At 31.2% G+C, this 18,441-nt stretch carries 16 protein-coding genes and 1 riboswitch; all 16 genes read right to left on the minus strand.

Features of this window, described 5'->3' with window-relative positions; all coding sequences use genetic code 11:
* Positions 1–2: 2 nt before the first annotated feature.
* Positions 3–1,094 (minus strand): BMP family ABC transporter substrate-binding protein, encoded by a 1,092-nt coding sequence (locus RSD37_RS00100; protein WP_346944655.1) that lies wholly within the window; start codon positions 1,092–1,094, stop codon positions 3–5.
* A 224-nt stretch (positions 1,095–1,318) separates the two neighbouring features.
* Positions 1,319–2,479 (minus strand): glycine/sarcosine/betaine reductase complex component C subunit alpha, encoded by a 1,161-nt coding sequence (gene grdD / locus RSD37_RS00105; RefSeq protein WP_346944656.1) that lies wholly within the window; start codon positions 2,477–2,479, stop codon positions 1,319–1,321.
* 81 nt (positions 2,480–2,560) lie between these two features.
* Positions 2,561–4,099 carry a glycine/sarcosine/betaine reductase complex component C subunit beta gene (gene grdC / locus RSD37_RS00110; protein WP_346944657.1) on the minus strand — a complete coding sequence of 513 codons (1,539 nt, stop codon included), beginning with the start codon at positions 4,097–4,099 and terminating at the stop codon, positions 2,561–2,563.
* Between the two features lie 165 nt (positions 4,100–4,264).
* On the minus strand, positions 4,265–5,569 hold the full coding sequence (gene grdB / locus RSD37_RS00115) for a glycine reductase complex selenoprotein B (protein ID WP_346944658.1): 1,305 nt from the start codon (positions 5,567–5,569) through the stop codon (positions 4,265–4,267).
* A 148-nt stretch (positions 5,570–5,717) separates the two neighbouring features.
* Positions 5,718–6,185: a glycine/sarcosine/betaine reductase complex selenoprotein A gene (grdA, locus tag RSD37_RS00120; protein ID WP_346944659.1), complete on the minus strand. Its 468-nt coding sequence runs from the start codon at positions 6,183–6,185 to the stop codon at positions 5,718–5,720.
* Between the two features lie 64 nt (positions 6,186–6,249).
* Positions 6,250–7,536 (minus strand): glycine/sarcosine/betaine reductase component B subunit, encoded by a 1,287-nt coding sequence (locus RSD37_RS00125; protein WP_346944660.1) that lies wholly within the window; start codon positions 7,534–7,536, stop codon positions 6,250–6,252.
* A gap of 93 nt (positions 7,537–7,629) precedes the next feature.
* A complete protein-coding gene (locus RSD37_RS00130) occupies positions 7,630–7,959 on the minus strand; it encodes a thioredoxin family protein (protein ID WP_346944661.1) in 330 nt (109 codons plus the stop codon).
* A 100-nt stretch (positions 7,960–8,059) separates the two neighbouring features.
* On the minus strand, positions 8,060–8,983 hold the full coding sequence (gene trxB / locus RSD37_RS00135; protein WP_346944662.1) for a thioredoxin-disulfide reductase: 924 nt from the start codon (positions 8,981–8,983) through the stop codon (positions 8,060–8,062).
* A gap of 15 nt (positions 8,984–8,998) precedes the next feature.
* On the minus strand, positions 8,999–9,376 hold the full coding sequence (locus tag RSD37_RS00140) for a GrdX family protein (protein WP_346944663.1): 378 nt from the start codon (positions 9,374–9,376) through the stop codon (positions 8,999–9,001).
* A 126-nt stretch (positions 9,377–9,502) separates the two neighbouring features.
* Positions 9,503–9,608: riboswitch (glycine riboswitch) on the minus strand.
* 374 nt (positions 9,609–9,982) lie between these two features.
* Entirely contained in the window at positions 9,983–10,834 is an 852-nt protein-coding gene (locus RSD37_RS00145) for a DegV family protein (RefSeq protein ID WP_346944664.1), read from the minus strand.
* A gap of 13 nt (positions 10,835–10,847) precedes the next feature.
* Positions 10,848–11,315, minus strand: coding sequence for a tRNA (cytidine(34)-2'-O)-methyltransferase (locus RSD37_RS00150; protein WP_346944665.1), 468 nt, complete (start codon positions 11,313–11,315; stop codon positions 10,848–10,850).
* A gap of 230 nt (positions 11,316–11,545) precedes the next feature.
* The gene (locus tag RSD37_RS00155; RefSeq protein WP_346944666.1) at positions 11,546–12,370 is read right to left on the minus strand and encodes a Cof-type HAD-IIB family hydrolase; all 825 of its coding nucleotides are present in this window, start codon (positions 12,368–12,370) and stop codon (positions 11,546–11,548) included.
* Positions 12,370–14,775 carry a transglutaminase-like domain-containing protein gene (locus RSD37_RS00160; protein WP_346944667.1) on the minus strand — a complete coding sequence of 802 codons (2,406 nt, stop codon included), beginning with the start codon at positions 14,773–14,775 and terminating at the stop codon, positions 12,370–12,372. The genes RSD37_RS00155 and RSD37_RS00160 overlap by 1 nt, the downstream gene beginning before the upstream one ends.
* 4 nt (positions 14,776–14,779) lie before the next feature.
* Entirely contained in the window at positions 14,780–15,946 is a 1,167-nt protein-coding gene (locus tag RSD37_RS00165) for a DUF58 domain-containing protein (protein ID WP_346944668.1), read from the minus strand.
* Positions 15,939–16,889 carry a MoxR family ATPase gene (locus tag RSD37_RS00170; RefSeq protein WP_346944669.1) on the minus strand — a complete coding sequence of 317 codons (951 nt, stop codon included), beginning with the start codon at positions 16,887–16,889 and terminating at the stop codon, positions 15,939–15,941. The genes RSD37_RS00165 and RSD37_RS00170 overlap by 8 nt, the downstream gene beginning before the upstream one ends.
* 142 nt (positions 16,890–17,031) lie before the next feature.
* A complete protein-coding gene (locus RSD37_RS00175) occupies positions 17,032–18,381 on the minus strand; it encodes a VanW family protein (protein WP_346944670.1) in 1,350 nt (449 codons plus the stop codon).
* Between the last annotated feature and the right edge of the window lie 60 nt (positions 18,382–18,441).

Here is an 18,441-nt window from a genome sequence, read left to right on the forward strand (position 1 = left end):
ATTTATTTAAAATCAATAGCTCCCTGTCTTGTTGCTGGAACTTTCAGTTCACCAGATTTTATTTTTGCTTCGTATTCTTTAGCTTTTGTAACTACATCAGCAGCAGTATTGTCAGCAGTTGTATCTGCCATACCAATTCCACCTTCTTTAATTCCAAGTTCTATATGACCACCTTTGAAAGTTCCCTCTACAACTGCTTTAGTTGCATCATAAGTAGCTTTGTCAACTTTTTTAATCATTGAAGAAAGAATTACATCTTTATATTCTGGAACTGTAACCGCTTGGTCCATATCTACTCCGATAGCCCAAACATCTTTGCCAGCATCTTTCATTTCTTTAGCAGCAGTAAATAATCCAATACCTACTCCACCAGCAGAGTGATATACTACATCACAACCACCTTCGTATAATTTTTTACCAATCTCATAACCTTTATTAGTATCTGCAAAAGAATCAGCATATATAGCATTTGCACCTGGAGTTTTTCCATCTGCACTTAATAATCCTTTAGCAGCTTCTGGATTAACAGCTTTAACACCAGCTACAAATCCTGATTCAAATTTTTGTATTGTTTCTAAATCTTTTCCACCAATAAATCCTATTTTGTTAGTTTTAGTTGTTAAACCAGCTATAACTCCCATTAGGAAAGAACCTTCTTCTTCTTTAAAAGTTATTGACATAACATTTTCAGAATCAACTACTGAATCTATAATAGCAAGTTTTGAATTTGGGTTGTTTTTAGCTATATTAGTAACTGCATCAGCTAATTGGAATCCTATAGCTAAAGTTAAGTCAGAACCAGCATCTATTAAAGATTGTAGATTTGGTTCATAATCTTCTTTCTTCTGTGCTTCAATTGGAGTATATTTAACTCCAAATTCTTCAACAGCTTTTTCTACACCTTCGTTAGCAGATTGGTTAAATGACTTATCATTTAATCCACCTTCATCAGTTGAAAGACCAATTGCGAATTCTTTTTTAGTAGAATCATCTCCACCAGTAGTTGCCCCATCATCTTTCGCCCCACAACCTACTAATAATGAAGCAGTCATTGCAACCGTTGCCATAAGAGCAACTATTCTTTTCATTTTCATTTCAAACCCTCCTGAAATTAATATAGTTAGTTTTAAATATATAAAATTTATTACATAACAATATATATTATGCTCTATATTTATTATTTAATAAGTTATTTAACATTTTTTCTATTTTGCTACACTATTAAACCTCATATATTTATATGCTGAATATACCACAAGTATTTCCAAAAATCAAATAAAAATTGACTAGTTAATCTAGTCAATTTTTATTTGCTATCCTAAGCCATAAATTCAGCTTTTATAAGCACTTTTTTTGCCTTTTCTTCATTTTCATCCGCCACTAGTATTATTGGACCTGTACAGCCCATTCCACTTTCAGCATATATATTTTCTTTCCATAATGCTTTACAAGCATCTTCAAGTTCAAGTATATCTATACCAGCTATTGAGAAAGTAACAACGGTCTTAGGTGGCATCTTAACTTCTTCTACTTGTGGTTTATTAGCTTTCTTTGTAGTTTTCTCTATTAGTTCCTTTAATCCAGCTTTATTAGCTTTCTCAAATTCACTTCTAGCTATATCTAAAACCTTATTTTCTGCACAAGTTGCACAGAATCTTAGTGCTTCTGATATTAGTGGTGCTCCCGATGCTCTTGAAACTATGTTAACAAGCTTATCATAGTTTTCTCCAATTCCAGGACCGTATCCTGCTCCTACAGTTTCATAGCTTCCACCAGTTGTGAAGGATGAGAATATTTTTATTAACAAGTTTCCGGTTAAAGAATCACAAACCATAACATCTGGTGTTCCTGCTAAAAGGTCGTTTCCTCTCATTACAGCTCCGCCATCTGCTCTTAAAGATTCAGTGAAGGATAAATCATATCCTCCCTCTTGAACTTCTTTTAATATTCTTTCAACTTGTCTTGCTCCATCGAGATTTAAAACTCCAACTCTTGGATTTTTTATCCCATTAGCTTTTGCTACTGAAATTCCTGATATAGCATTCATTACCATACCTTCAACTCTATTTGTAGAAGTTGTTCCAGTAGTTGTAGCTATTATCATTTCTCTTCCCATTCCTGGAGTCATGACTTTACCTACAGTTGATACTCCTATCGGAAAATCAAAGTGTTGAGTTACACAACCATCTAATTCTCCAGACTCAAGCATAGCTGTCATTTTTTTATGTCCTTCTTCTGCTGTTGCTACTTCTACTACTTCAAAGTCAGTATCAACCTTAGTTCCTATTAAAACTATATCAAAATCGCCATATTTAACTTTTGCCAGTTCTGCTGCTCTTATCATTTCTTCTATTCCATGTTCAGAACCTAGTATAGTTAAACCTATTCTAACTTTTTTCTTAAATTGTCCGCTTTTTATTCCTGTTGCAATATCATTAAATACCTCAGCAATCATTGCCTTAGTAGCATCTTGACTCATTTCTACACCCCTTTTCTTTAATAATCCTCCCCTTTAAATTAAAGGGGAGATATTATTAATTATATAAAGCTTCTTAAATTACTATTTATCAGCGTTTACTAAGAAATTTGCAAAATCTTTCATAGCATCTGCAACCATTGATTTAACTTCCTCTTTGCTTACGCCAGATTCATTTTCTAATTTTCCTGTATTCTTTTCAACTAGTATAGAAACTCCGTCAAATAAGTTAGTCATTCTTCCTAAGAATAAGCTTCCTTTTCCTACTATCATGAAGTTATTTAGAACGCCATTTTTAATATGTTCTATTCCATGACCTACTATAGGTACTCCTGATGGTATATGCCCTTGTGTTGGGGCATATCCTTGATATCCATGTTTTTTAATAAATTCAGGTAATTCTTTTCTATCTAATTGACCTTTTTTAACAGCTAATGCACCTATCATTTTGTAGTTTTGAGTTGGTACATCTCCAGCTCCTGCTGGTTCTGTAATATCTGGTGTTTGCATTTCTGGAGCATACTTATCTACATCAGTAACCTTTAATCCAGCTGAAGTTAGTGGATCAAGTACTAAAGCTTCAAGCACCGCTTGTGGTGATGCCCCATGTCCAATTGTATGTTTTCCAATGATATCAGTTCTTAGTATTGGACTTACTCCATCGTTTTGAGATACAAGAATTGCAAATCCGCCAAGACAATCTTCAAGTACTGGTAATGATTTTTTAATATGATCTTTACCATTCATTCCAAGTTTAGCTGTTGCTCCACCTGCAATTACTAATACATTCTTAAATATTCCACTCTTAACAAGAGATGCAGCATTTATTAATGCATGAGTTGGTCCTGCACAGAATCCTCTCATATCAGTTCCTGTTGCTCCTGAAAGTCCTACTACTTCACCAATAGACTTAGCTATATTTCCGCCACCTCTTTGATTCATATCTCCTATTGCTTCTTCTGAGCACTCTATTATATATTCAATTTCATTAACTGGTATATCTAAATTATCTACAAGATGCATTCCTGCAAGTACTCCTGAAGATTTAACTGCTAAGTTTTCAAGCATATAGTGAGATGATAAGTTTGGATCAAACTCATGTGCTCTTCTTACACATCCAACTAATTTACCATCTTCATATAATCCTTCTGCTCCAGCATTAATAACTAAATTTTCAATTTTAGCTATTTCATCCCCTGTTATTTTCTCTGATTTTTCTTTTAATAATGGATGCTTAGCTAGCTTTTCTTTTATAGCTTCTGCAAAAGATTCCTCTAATATAACTAAATCAAATACATCTGATATTTTCATTAATCCATAGAATTCATCTTGTGGCATTATTTCTCCGAATTTACCAAATCTATCAGCACTTTCTATGTTCTTACCAACCCAAGGTCTTGGTAGTTCACCTAAATTTTCTGGAGTTATATTTCCTATATAAGTTTGGTTAGGTGCATAAGCTACCACGTCTTCAAAAGATCTTAAGTTGCCTTTTATGGCAGTTAAATATTCTGAATCTGGATGTGTTTGTCTTTCTAAAGTTTGAGTAGTTCCATTATGTATCACCATATCTGGAGTATTTACTAAAATATAAGATGCTTTCTTAATAACTGGAAAATTCATTTAAATTCAACCTCCCTTAATAATGTGCTTTCAATTTATTTTTATATTTATAATTTGCACAATCTAGAATAAATAGAATAAAGCTATTCATTGTACATTGTGCAAATATCATATATTAAATAATCAGGGGAAAATCTCCCCTAATTATTTAATTTTTAGTTAATATTATTCAAATACCTTTTGTCCATCAACCTCTGTCTCAAGAGCTACTAGAGCACCTTCAACAAGTTTCTTTCTTAAAGAGTATTCGTCTTCTTTAGTTAAACTTGGGTTTCCAAGTGGATGAGGAATCGCAATTGTTGGTAATATTCTGTTAGCACCAACAGTTACAGATACTGGAGTAATAGTACACATGTGTACTACTGGAAGTCCAGCTCTTTCTATTTCTTTAACAAGCGTTGCACCGCAACGTGTACAAGTTCCTCATGTAGAAGTCAATATAACTGCATCTACTCCATCAGCTATTAATTCTTTAGCTGTATCTTCACCAAATTTCTTAGAAGAAGCAACTGCTGTACCATTACCAGTTGTTGAATAGTAGTATCTGTGTAGTTTACCTATTCTACCTATTTTTTCAAATTCTCTAAGTACATCTACAGGGATAACTCTATCTGGATCTTCATTAGCATATACTGGATCGTGTCCACCGTGTGCTGTTTCAAAGTTCTCACTTGTTAAATCATTTATTCCTTCTATATCATATTTACCGATTTTAGAAGCTGAAGATGATTCAATGTGATCTGGATTTCCTTTTGGTACAATACCACCTGATGTAACTATTGCTATAGTAGCATGAGCCATATCTTTTACTGCCGGCATTGGATCAACTCTATCGAAGTCAGGCATTTTGAATTCTGTTACAAATTCTTCTCCATTTAGCTTCTTAACAAGCATATCAACTGCTCTCTTAGATCCTCTTTCAGTAGCAAAGTAATTTTTTCTTATACCTCTTTCGATATAATTTTCTTCTACAGGTGTACCTAATGTTTCATTTTTAGCTAATTTAATAGCTAATTTAGCCATTTTAGGTAATGCATCTCTCATACCAACTGCACTGTTTCTTGTAGAAACTATATATAAATATTTTTTATACATATCAGCACCTGGATTTTCAATATACATACCTGATAATACAGGTATATTAAGCTCTTCTTGAACTGTTTTACAGATTTCACCGCAAGCAACACCGTATCTTCCAGCATTAAATGCAGGTCCAGCTATAAATAAATCTGGGCTATATTTTTTAACCATTTCAAGAATTTCTACTTTTGCTTCTTTTGTATTCTCAGCAAAGTAAGAATCTCCACAAATAACAGTAGCTACTATTTCAACGTCTTCTTTATTTAATAATCCGTTTAATCCAAGTCCAGGTCCTATAAACCCTTCTCTAACTTCTGGTGTAATACCTGCTTTTTCTTCTCCGCCTATTCCAGCGTAGAATTGGTTTATATAATGTACAACTTTTAACATGAGTTTTCCCCCTTTCATGGGACTTGATCTTTAGTAAGCACGCTTTCTTAAGATCAATTAATTCATTTATTTTTAAGTGAGACTTCAAATCTGTAATTTAGTTATATCCAACTTACTCCACTGAATTTATATAAAGTGGAGTTACCTTCTAAAGGTATTTACAGAATTGATCTCTAACTGTTTTAACTTCTGCTATGATTGAATCAACGTCAAGAACCATTTCCATCATTCCGCATTGGTCATCATAAATAGTTGCATCACATTCATCTTTTATTTCTGGCTCTACAACGTGGAATACAGATAATCCAAGTTCAACTCCTGCTAAAGGTCCTGCAAATGTAGGGTCTCCAGCAGCAACAGTTTCAGCTGATAATCCTGATGCTTCAGCTTCAGCTCCTCCAATTACTACAACCATGTTCTCTGCGCCATATTTTTCTGTTAAATCTTTAACTCTTTGTTGGATCTCCAGATCCATTGCACCTGCAGCTGTTCAGACAAAGCACTCAGTTGATGCAAATACAACCTCTGCTCCTGCTGATTGTAGACAAGCTTCAATAGCTGGTCCTGGTATTCCGTCTCTATCGCCTATACATATGGCTTTTTTCCCTTGTAACATAATATCTATCTCCTTTTCACTTCATTTATAATCATTAAACTAAACTCTTAGTTGAAATTTTTAATTAATATGCTTTAGCTGTTAAGTAGTTGAATCCAACTTCACTTGTAGCTCCAGTAATAACTTGGATTTCAGCTTCTATTGATCCATCTTCTCTTAAGCTTCCCATGTGTCCACCTGCTATAATATCAGCAGCATCTACATGACCAATAACTCTTTTCATAGCTGGTAAAATAATTACTTCGTTAGCATTTCCACCTGTTACTACAGCATCTCCGTGTGGAGTTGAATCTGCTAATGATTGTGACATTCCATCTTGACCAGCATACTCATCTGTTACTAAAACAGTTTTAATACCTTTTGCTGTAACTTTATTACAGTTCATAACAAGGTCTGCATCAGGATTTCCAAATCCTTCTTCAGAAATTATAGCAGCATCTGCTCCTAAGAATTCCACTAATTTAGCAACCATATTTGATGATCTTTCTTTATCAGCTAGGTATACGTTTTCGTTTGTAATAACACAACCTAAGAAGTTAAAATCTTTACCATGTCTTTCATATAAATCTTCTATTATTGGATGATTCATATGAACATATGATGGGTTTTTATCACAAGCTGATACACAGTTTCCACTCACAACTGCTCCATCAAATACTTCTGTTGGATACATAAATGTAGGAATTATCTTCTTAGCATCTACTCCATATACATAAGTATCATGTAATAAACCTTGAGTTTGAAGCATGTATACATATATAACTTTAGGTAATTCAGGGTATTGTGCAGCTTGTTGTAAAAGTGGTAATGTTTCGAAAGCCTTTACTTCATCTGGTTCTATGTTCTTTCCAGCTTTTCCAAGGTATGTAGCAGCTTTAAATCCTATAGTTCTTACTGCTTCCTCATGGTCATGCTGTAAGATTCCCTCTTTTGGTTCACAAATAATTACTAGATTGTTTGTTTTTGAGAATGGTGTGTATTTAGCACCCTCTCCACACATATCAACTATACCTTCTTGGAAACCAACAATTTTACCTGTAGTTACTACTGCAGCTCCTTTTAAAACATGTGTTCTACCAGAACCTACTGTATCTACCTTACTAATAAAACCTGGGAATATCCCACCATTTCCTTCAACTTTAACTCTTGGTTCAACTACGTCTTTTACAGGTATTATTCTAACTTCCTCACCTGGTCTCGCTATATCAAAATCGATACTTGCAACTCTTTCATCCCCAGATATTTCACTTAATAATTCCTCTTTGTTTACATAAAGAACTCCATTCTCAACTTTTGTTTCTGCTCCAAATTGAAGATCTTTAATAAATATTTTTCCAATCTCTAGACGCAAAACCTTCACCTCCTAAAAATATATAGGTTAATTTTTATTTATTAAAAGATGGGAGGTACGTCCTCCTCATCTAATAAGACATTAACTTTTTGACTATAATGTTGCGTAATATTCTTTTATGAATGTTTCAATATCATCTAGTGTAGCAATTTTATCTGGAGTTATTGTAGCAACACATGCCCCACCATTGTATATTTTCATAGTTGGAAGTCCTAAAACTTTTTGTGATATAGCTACTCTTCTTGATCCACCAATATTTAAACTAGCGAATTTTATTTTATCTCCATATTTTGGCTCTAATTCATGAACTCCTGGCATTAATTCGATACAGATTTCACATTTATCTCCCCAAAAATCTACAAATACTGGACACTCACTGTTTATAACTTCTGCTTCAAAGTTTTCTTTGTTTAATTCTATCATTTTAAATTCCCTACCTTCCAAATTAAAATTTTCAAATTATCAATTATTATTATTTACATCTTTCTTAGCAATAATCACTAATATTGAGTAAAATTTAATCTTAGTGTGCGTTTTCTATATAATGTTCTGCATTGGTAGCTGCTATAGCTCCATCTGCTGCTGCTGTAATAACTTGTCTTAAAGTTTTTTCTCTAACATCTCCTGCTGCAAATACCCCAGGGATATTAGTTTTCATATCTTCATCAGTTTGAATGTCGCCTCTCTCAGTCATAGTTATCTTACCTCTAAATAATTCAGATATTGGTAAGTATCCAACGAATACAAAACATCCATTAACTTCTAAGTTGCTTACTTCTCCAGTTTTAAGATTTCTAACTGTTAAACTTTCAAGTATTTCATCGCCATTTGCTTCATCTATAGTTGAATCCCAGATAAATTTGATTTTAGGATTAGCAAAAGCTTTTTCTTGTAATGACTTTGCAGCTCTCAACTCATCTCTTCTATGAATAACAGTAACACTTTCACCAAACTTAGCAAGATATATAGCTTCAGTTATTGCTGAATCTCCACCACCCATTACTGCGATATCTAAATCTGTAAAGAAGTCTGCATCACATGTAGCACAATATGAAACTCCTTTTCCTCTTAGTTCTATTTCATTTTTGAATCCACCAAGCCTTGGAGTAGCTCCAGTTGCTATTATAATAGTTTTAGCTTGATATTCACCTTTTCTACATTTAATAGTTTTAATATCACCTTCTAAAACTGTCTCAACAACTTCATCTTTAACAAACTCTGTACCAAATTCTTCTGCTTGTTTTCTCATTCTTTGACTTAAACTTGTTCCTGTACAATCTTCAATTGAACCTGGATAGTTTTCTAATTCATCAGTTGTTGTAGCTTGCCCGCCATATTTCGCTCTCTCAATGATTAACGTTTTCATTCTTGATCTAGAAGCGTATAATCCTGCTGATAATCCTGCAGGGCCTCCACCTATTATTATAGTATCGAAAATTTGTGACATATTAATATACCTCCCTTAGTTAATAGCATGATCTATTAAGTCTGAATCTATTAGTTGGAAATCTGCTAATATTTTCTCACTCCAATTTGGAGTGTTGAAATCATTTAAAAATTTCTCAGTAGTTGCTATAGAGTTCTCTATAATTTCAAGTGATTGAAAATCCACTTTATCCATAGTCTCTAGAGAAACGCAGACTGTCCTATATGGAGTTTCATTAGGTTTTACACTACCCATCAGTGGATGAGTAAGTAATCGATTACCTTTATGTATATAATCCCTAACCCTTTTTAGTATATCCAACTGAGGACCTTTTATAAACTCAACTTGATATTTCTCCATAAATTTCTCTCTAGACATGGGATTATTTGTTACAATAAACAATGGTTCTATCATTAGAACACCTCCTGAATATACACAAATAGGCGTAAGACAAAAATATTATAAATATTTCCGCCTTACGCCTCTGTATTTTAACCTGAGAGTTTTGCTCCTTCGGTGCATATACGCTTTCCAGAGTATTGTCCATTTTAGGTCCTTTTGCCTGAGAGTTTCGTATTTATTTGGCAAAATAAATACTTGCTTCTTCGGCTATCTAATTTAATAGATTATCTCCCGAAAACATCATCCAATTCCAATTATTTTTTTAATTCTTCTTGTTGATATTAGTATATAACAAATTCTTTTGAATTTCTACACAATTTTGAATTTTTACTATTTAATTTTCCTATAGCATCATTAAAGTTTTTCAAATACAAATATTCAATAAATTTACTTTATTTCTTATAATCATCTTTTATTCTACAATTTCAGTTGAATTTTCTAAATCATAATTCTATTCCTACTGCAAAATCTTGGCTAAATTTCAATATATCTATACTTATATTTACATATTACAAAAACCACCAATAACAACATAATATAAAATGTTAATAAATTTTAAACTCCATTAAAAAAGTGTAATTATTTGAAGCAACTCTGCTTAAAATAATTACACTTTTTTTAATTTTTCTCTATAAAAAAGATCCCACAAGCATTTTTTCCTGAGTGAGTTCCAACTACACATCCTACCTCTGATTGTACATACTTAATATTTTTTTCATCTAAGTATTGTATTATGCCATTTAAAACTCCCCTATTTTCTTCATCTGCTGCTGCATTTAATACAATAGGCGTAACCTCTTCAGAAATTCCGCAGTTATCTAGGTAATCTAGTAGATATCTTAGAGCTTTTTTACTACCTCTTACTTTATCTCTAACAACCATTTCGCCATTTTCTACTGCAAGATTTAGCTTAATTCCTAGCAATCCTCCAACAAAACCTGTGGTCTTACTTAATCTTCCACCTTTAACTAGATTATCTAAAGATTGAAAATTTAAAGTGCTCTTAACATATGGAATAGTATTGCAGATTGCTTCTTGTATTTCACTAGCACTTTTACCTTCATCTCTGAGCTTACATGCTTTAAGTACCAGTACGCCTAATCCACAAGTTACATTTTGTGAATCTACTACATGAATCTTATTGCTCTCTAGCATATCTTTAGCTATCACAGCTGATTGATATGTTCCACTCATTTTAGATGATAGGTGAATAGAAACTATTTCATATCCCTGTTCTATATATTCCTTATAGATAGTTTCAAATTTGGAAGGCGGTATTTGACTTGTTTTTGGAGCTTCACTGGTCTTGTCCATTTCTTCAAAAAACCTATTTATATCTATATCTACCCCATCCAAGTAAGTATTATTATTTATGGTTACTTGTAATGGTATTACGTGAGCATCAATTGCTTCTATTAAAGCTTTTGGTAAATCACATGTGCTATCTGTTATTATTTTTATTTTACTCAAATAAGTCCAACTCCTATTTCATGTTTTTAAATCCTATTTGTTTTAATCCCTCATATGCTATTACAGCAACAGTATTTGAAAGGTTAAGTGACCTAGTAGTTGTATCAACCATTGGCACTTTAATAAGAGTATCACTATTTGCTTCTCTTATATATTCAGGTAATCCCTTAGATTCTCTTCCAAAAACTAAAAAGTCACCTTCTTCAAAACTAGCTTCATGATAATATTTACTTCCTTTAGTAGTACAAAAATAAAAGGTTCCATCCTTATACTTTTCTCTAAGATCTTCATAACTCTCATGTATTTCTATCTGTAATTGTGGCCAATAATCAAGCCCCGCTCTTTTCACTGATTTATCATCTAAACTAAATCCTAAAGGTTTTATTAAATGTAACTTACAATCAGTAAGCACACAAGTTCTTCCTATATTCCCTGTATTCTGAGGAATTTCTGGTTGAAATAATACTATATTTAAATTCACTTATATATCCTCCTAGCAAAATAAACCTATTAAAGGCTTTATAAAAATATAATACTCTAATTCTATTTCTATGTAAAGTCCAGTAGATTTATTTTTATATCATATATGACTTACTTATTACTATATAACTAAGTCACATAATAAGAATTGTACAGTATATAATTTAACTAAAATATTATTTAATGTTATCAGATTATATATTATACATAAAAATATTAAATTATCAAACCCTAGGTTAAGATAAATTTCTCTATGACCTTCGCTACTCCATCTTCTTCATTAGTAAGTGCTATATAATCAGCTTGTTTTTTAACTATTTCTTCACCGTTACCCATAGCTACTCCAAGACCTGCAAATTTAATCATAGAAATATCATTCTCATTATCCCCTATACATATAACCTCACTTCTATCTATACCATAATAATCACATACTTTTTTTAATGCATTACCTTTTGATGTTCCCTTTGACATAACTTCAAAACTATTATCTAAAGAACTAACAACCTCAAACTTTCCTAACTTCGCAAACTCCTTTTTAGCTAATTTTATTTTTTCACCATCTATATCCGTTGCCATAACTTTAATTAAATTAATATCTCTTTCTTCAAACAACTTGTTCCAATCTTCTATTATTCTTATTTTTACTTGTCTATTTGAAGGCATTACTTTATTTGCAGCTTGATATGTTAATGCTGAAAATTTCATTTCTTCTACATATAATGTATCAATGCCATAAAATTGAGGAGTTATATTGTATTTTTCAAGTATAGACAATACTAGCTTATAATTATCTTTTCCTAAATACTCCTCATATACAGCTTCATCTTTGTCTTTTTCTCTTACATATGCACCATTTGAAGCTATAACAGGAGCCTGAACTCCTATTAAATCTCCAAAGTAATTTGCTGAAATGAAAATTCTCCCTGTAGCAATCACCACTTTAACTCCAAGTTCATGAGCCTTCTTAATTGCTTCTAAGTTTCTATGTGTTATCTCTTTCTCACCATTTAATAATGTACCGTCCATATCAACACAAATTAATTTATACTTCATTAGTATCCTCCCCATCTAAGCAGAAAATATTTCTTCACAATATATCTGTACCATTTATCTTTATCTCTTATATATTTTTCAATATACTTCAAATATTGTTTTTTATCAATACCTTCTAATACCGTGCCACCATAAAATTCATCATAAGACTGCTCTACTATAATATATAGCCAATTTTTTAATTCTTTACATTTAATGGTATGCACAAATTCTAAATCCCCTTCACTAGTTTTTTTAATTATACCTAAAGTCTTAAGCCTTTCTAAGTAATAATTATATAATGGTATTATGCTTTTGCTCTTAACTATCTTTCTTCTATTAATCCAGAACATAATTATAAAAGATAATATTGCAATCATTAATATTCCTATAACTATATAAAGACTTAAAAGTTTACTTGATATCCTTGGTCTGTCTCCACCAAAATCATCTTCCTCATAGCCAGATGTATTCTTATCTAACTTATTAATCTCCATATCATTATTCGTTGTCTCCTCTGAAGATTCTTCTGTATTAACCTGTTTTTTAATTATTGATTCCTCGTATTCTCTAGGTGTAGGCGCAGAATCTACTACAGCCCAATGATCTCTATATGAATTAACAAGAATCTCGGCCCAAGCATGGGCATCTGCATTTGTAACCCTATAATTTCCATCTTCATCTTTACTATCGCTCATTTTAAAGCCTTCTACGTACCTAGCTGGAACCCCTGCTATTCTACACATCATCACAGTTGCTGTAGCAAAATAAGTACAGTAACCTTGTTTTTCTTCAAGTAAAAAGTTGCTGACAAAATCATTGTATTGATTATTGCTTTTAACATTGGTAACATATCCATAATTATCCATCAGATAGTTTCTAATAGATAATGCTTTTTCATAATTTGTAAGCTCTTCTACTTTAACTTCTTTTTTTTCTGCTTCATCATTTAATATATTGTTTACTATTGTGTAAACCTCATTGTTTATTGGAGAATCTGTTTTAATATACTCCTCATAATTCATCTTAAAACTATTAAATCTGGAACTTACTAAGTTAATAGATTCTTCACCTTTATAATTATTCACTAGTGAATATAAATTAAAAAGGTACTCCTCATCACTTTGTCCAAACTCTTTTATTGGCAAAGTATATTCCTCATCATAAGGTATTTTCTTATATTGTGAATACTGTATACCTTGCAAATAATTATCATAATCTCCATAGGATAAATATGTTACCTGGTAATAGTCTTCTATTTCTTCATTAGACATAAATGTAGGAACCTTATCCACAAAAATTCTTTCATTATTAGCACCGTTTATATTTTTGCTACCATTAGGAGTAAAAAAAGAAGTGCTTTTAAAATTTTTACTAGGAAATACACTAATTAGCTTTTCTACACTTGAAAATTCCTCATCTCCTATAGTCTGTTGAAGTTTTTTCAATCCACCCTCTACATTATCACCATTTATTTCCCCTAGAGAATCATCATACTTCAGCCATGACTTTCCTGTATAACAGTCACTTACTCTTCCCCTAAGATAATAAGGCATATCAGAGGTTACTTTAAAAACTTCATTATGATTTATACTTATTCTTCCACCCAATATACTTCTGGAATCACTATATCCACTTTGCTTTAGCCCATAGCTTCCTTGAATTGCATCTGCAATGGGGTTTTTACTATCACCTTTTCCCTCTGCAAATTCATTTCTAAAATACTCTCTCATACCATTTATAGTTTTCCCTTTATACTCCTGAGGAAATACTAATATTATTCGTGGTACTATAGCGGCAATTATTACTATTACTAACACAACCTCAATAGATTTAAGACTTACTTTAACCTCTCTTCCTCTGTACTCTTTATTCTTTTTAATATATTCATTTATTCCTAAAGTAAAAATAAGTACTGTTATAAAGTATGGAATATTGCCGATTACTGCCTTATAAAAAATTTGGTACCAAAATAATATAAAAATACTACTTGTAAAAATTAAAGGTGTAACATTCCACTTTTGTGTAATCCCTATAAGTAAAGGTGTAATTAATGGAATAATCAAAGAAAAAATGTGTACAAATTCTTCAAAATTAATATTCTTTTCATGAAGGGCTGCTTGATTTATATTTTTTAAATTTAAAGAAATAATTTTTATTTCTTCAGAAACTAACACTCCAGATGTTTTATATATTATAATTCCACCTATTGCACAAAGTAAAATCAGAAAAACTACTCTTTTCTTTATACCGTTAAGAATAAGAGAAAAAAACAGATATATAATTATCCCGAGGACAATTAATAAACCTACAAATGTATAGTTAAATTCCTCTATTTTAAAACATTCTAATAAAAGCTTTATAACTAATGTTAGGTTAATTATAACTAAACATATCTTTACGAGTTTTTCTTTCCACACTTCCATGCCATCACCTAAATCCTTCTATATTATAACAACTTATACCACGGCCTTCGACCTCTAAAATGTTCTGCTCATTTATTCCTGGTATTCTATCTAAATAAAACAAAGTAATTTCATAGCCTTCATTTGCTAAACTCATAAGATATTCCATGGTTTCCTTCTGTATTTCATAGCTAACTACAACTACTGCACTCCTTTTATTAATTTCATAAATAGAATTTTTCATGTACATGGATAAGCTACCTTTTCCATTACTGTATCTAGTTACCATACATTCCCTTAACATTTCGAATTGACTCTTGTTATTTATATTAAAAGACTTAGTATTCTCACCAATTACTACAGCCTGTAAATTTGTGTTTCTTTCCTCAATATACATTACTAAGGATAAAAAGAACTCCACAAGAGCCTCTTCATTTTCACCAGTTTTGTCAAAGTTAAAAGGTTCCTTTCGTAAATCTAAAAACACATGTATACGTGGACTTTCACTACTTTCGTATTCCTTTATAAATAATTTCCCATGCTTTGCTGTAACCTTCCAATTAACCCTTCTATAACTATCGCCCACTCTATATTCCCTTATATTCTTAATGGTTTCTAAACTTTCTGGTCCTCTATGCAATTCCTTTACTGTTTTAATATTATACTCTTTTAAATTAGCTCCATTTATTCTAACATTTGATAATGGATAAACCCTTGGGTATACCTTAATAACTCCCTCATGCTTATAAATACTTTTCCATGTGAAAATACCAAAGATATCACTAACCAAGCAACTACTCTCACCAAGTTTGTACTCTCCTCTAGTTAAAATGTTAATCTGCTTTTTTAAAAATTTATTTGAATTAATATTAATTGATACCATATCTCCTCTATATCTATTCGAAACCTTTTTTAGCAAAGAATTTTGAATTTCAATATAAGGTATAGGAAATACTGTATCATTATAAACTCTTATAGTAACCTTATTATCATCACCCGCCATTAATATGCCCTTTTCGCTTTCAATTTCTATATACAAGCTTCTTCTTGTAAAATGGGTATAAACACCGGAAATTATAAATACTATGCTAACACAATAAAATATAGAATATGGTAGATTCCCACCAGAAAATATTGCAAATATCAATGAGCCTATAATTAATAACCCATATGACTTATTGATTTTAATCATGGATTCTTACCTTAGGAACCAACACAACCTTTAGAATTTCATCTAATATATCTTCAGCCTTAATTCCCCTTGCAATAGAACTACTTGTTAATATAATTCTATGAGATAGAACTAGCTTTACGCTTTCCTTTACATCCTCAGGAATTACATAGTCTCGCCCTTTTATCAATGCTGTGGCCTGTGAAATTCTAAGCAATCCAAGTGACGCTCTTGTACTGCCTCCTAAAACTATTTCTTTATGATTTCTTGTAGCATCTATAATATTAACAATATATTTATTAATATCATCATTTACTTTAATACCTCTAACTGCTCTTTGTATGTTTACAATGTCTTCCTTACTAGCTACAGCTCTTAACTCTCTTAAAGGATTTTCTTCCCTATATATATTTAAAATATGAACCTCATCCATTTTACTTGGATATCCAAGATGAACCTTTATCATAAATCTATCTAACTGAGCTTCTGGTAAAGAAAATGTTCCCTCATACTCAATTGGATTTTCTGTTGCCATTATAAAAAATGGATTCTCTAATTCATAGGTTACTCCACCCTCTGAAATTTGCATCTCTTCCATAACTTCGAGAAGGGCAGATTGAGTTTTTGGTGATGTTCTATTAATTTCATCAGCTAATACTATGTTTGAGAATACAGGACCCTTATTAAACTTAAATTCCCCTGTATTAGAATTATATATTGAAATACCTGTAATATCTGAAGGAAGTAAATCCGGTGTGAACTGAATTCTGCTGTAGGTAAGATTTAAACTCTCTTTTATAGCTTTTATTAAAGTTGTTTTGCCAACTCCCGGAACATCCTCTATTAATATATGACCTCCTGAAATCATTCCTTTAATAATATTATAAATTTCATTCCTTTTACCAATTATAACTCTTTCTATGTTGCTTACTATTTTTTCTATTATGTCAACATTTGTAATCATATTTAATTCCTCCTATAAAATAAATAAACTTATTTACTTATTATTTCGTTAACACATCTTAAAAAACCTTTTATTTATTACATTTTTTTCAATATTTTGCCCAGTTATAGATATAATATATCTACAACTGGGCAAAACTATATTAATCTTTTCCCTTTCTAATAATTGTATTCTTCATTGCATATATACTCTCACTAACAAATATTTTTTCAACTATCTTTCCATCTTTATAAAGTACCCTATATGTATTTATAACATATCCATTTTGCCCTTGCTGTTGTATAACTACAATACCTTCACTTAATCCATAATCATAAATTATTTCTTTTCTAGGCTTAATCTCTTTTACTATTTCATTTATAATTTGATAATTTGGTCCTTTCTCATCCTTATTCGAATAGATGTTAAAAGTTATTTCCTTATTTGCAACTTTAGCTTCAAGAAAAATAGGATAATTAAAGGTATTTATAAACTTAAAATCTGAACCCCCATAAGATATCATGGCATCTTGTGCCCTTGGCACATAGGAAATTACCTTACTGTGATTTCTTCTCTCACTTACAAATAAACTACTTTTTAATACTGCATTATATAAAGTTGAAGATACTTGACAAACCCCTCCTCCAATTTCATCTACAAAAGTTCCATTTTTAATTACTTTTGCATACTCATATCCTTTACCACTTGTAGTCATTCCTACAACTTTATTGAAGCTAAATTCTTCACCTGGCATAAGTACTGTATTATTTATATATTTAGCTGCTATTTCTATATTTTTACTTCTAGCAAATGTAGAATTTGGAAAGCCAGTGGTATATGAAGATATTAAAGAATTTATACTTTTAAGATCTACATCCATAATATTAGGATAGTCTTTTGAAAATATTACATCTACAATAATATCTTCATCACCTAGACTATTGTCTATAGAACTTTTTATTTTCTTTTTAACCTCGTATCTATTGACACTTTTTCCAATTTCATGTGGGGTTATACTAAATCCATTCCAATCATGATCTATTAATGCATTTATAGGAGCTTTATTCTGTTCTTTTTCTATTTTTTTTAAAAATCCTTGAAACTTCTCTTCATTCAAAGTTGTAGACGTTCTAAAATCTCTATCTAACCCTTTGCGAACATGTTTATATCTATCTATAAATTTATCTCCTTTACCGTATTTTAACGCAAGTTCTACTATTGCTTCTATATTCTCTCTTACCTCTAATTCAATAAAAGTAGTCTCATAACTCTTTTCATCTGCTTTAACCTCTATTTTTCTTTCTTCATTATGAATACTTATATCTACACTGACTTTCTCTATAGCTTCATCCCTAGTTAAAAGGGAAACGTCTATTCCATTAATGCTAATTCCTTTATATATACTATTTTCATGTTCTTCAACAACCAAATACATCTTCACAACTATAGATATTATTATTGCAATTAGTATCACTACTAAAGATGACATGAAAACAGTAAATTTACTTTTCAAATTATCCCACCTCCATATATAAAATATATGAAGTAAGGTAATATATTATAATATATTATC

Source organism: Clostridium sp., from assembly GCF_036646415.1.
Classification (GTDB): domain Bacteria; phylum Bacillota; class Clostridia; order Clostridiales; family Clostridiaceae; genus Clostridium_J.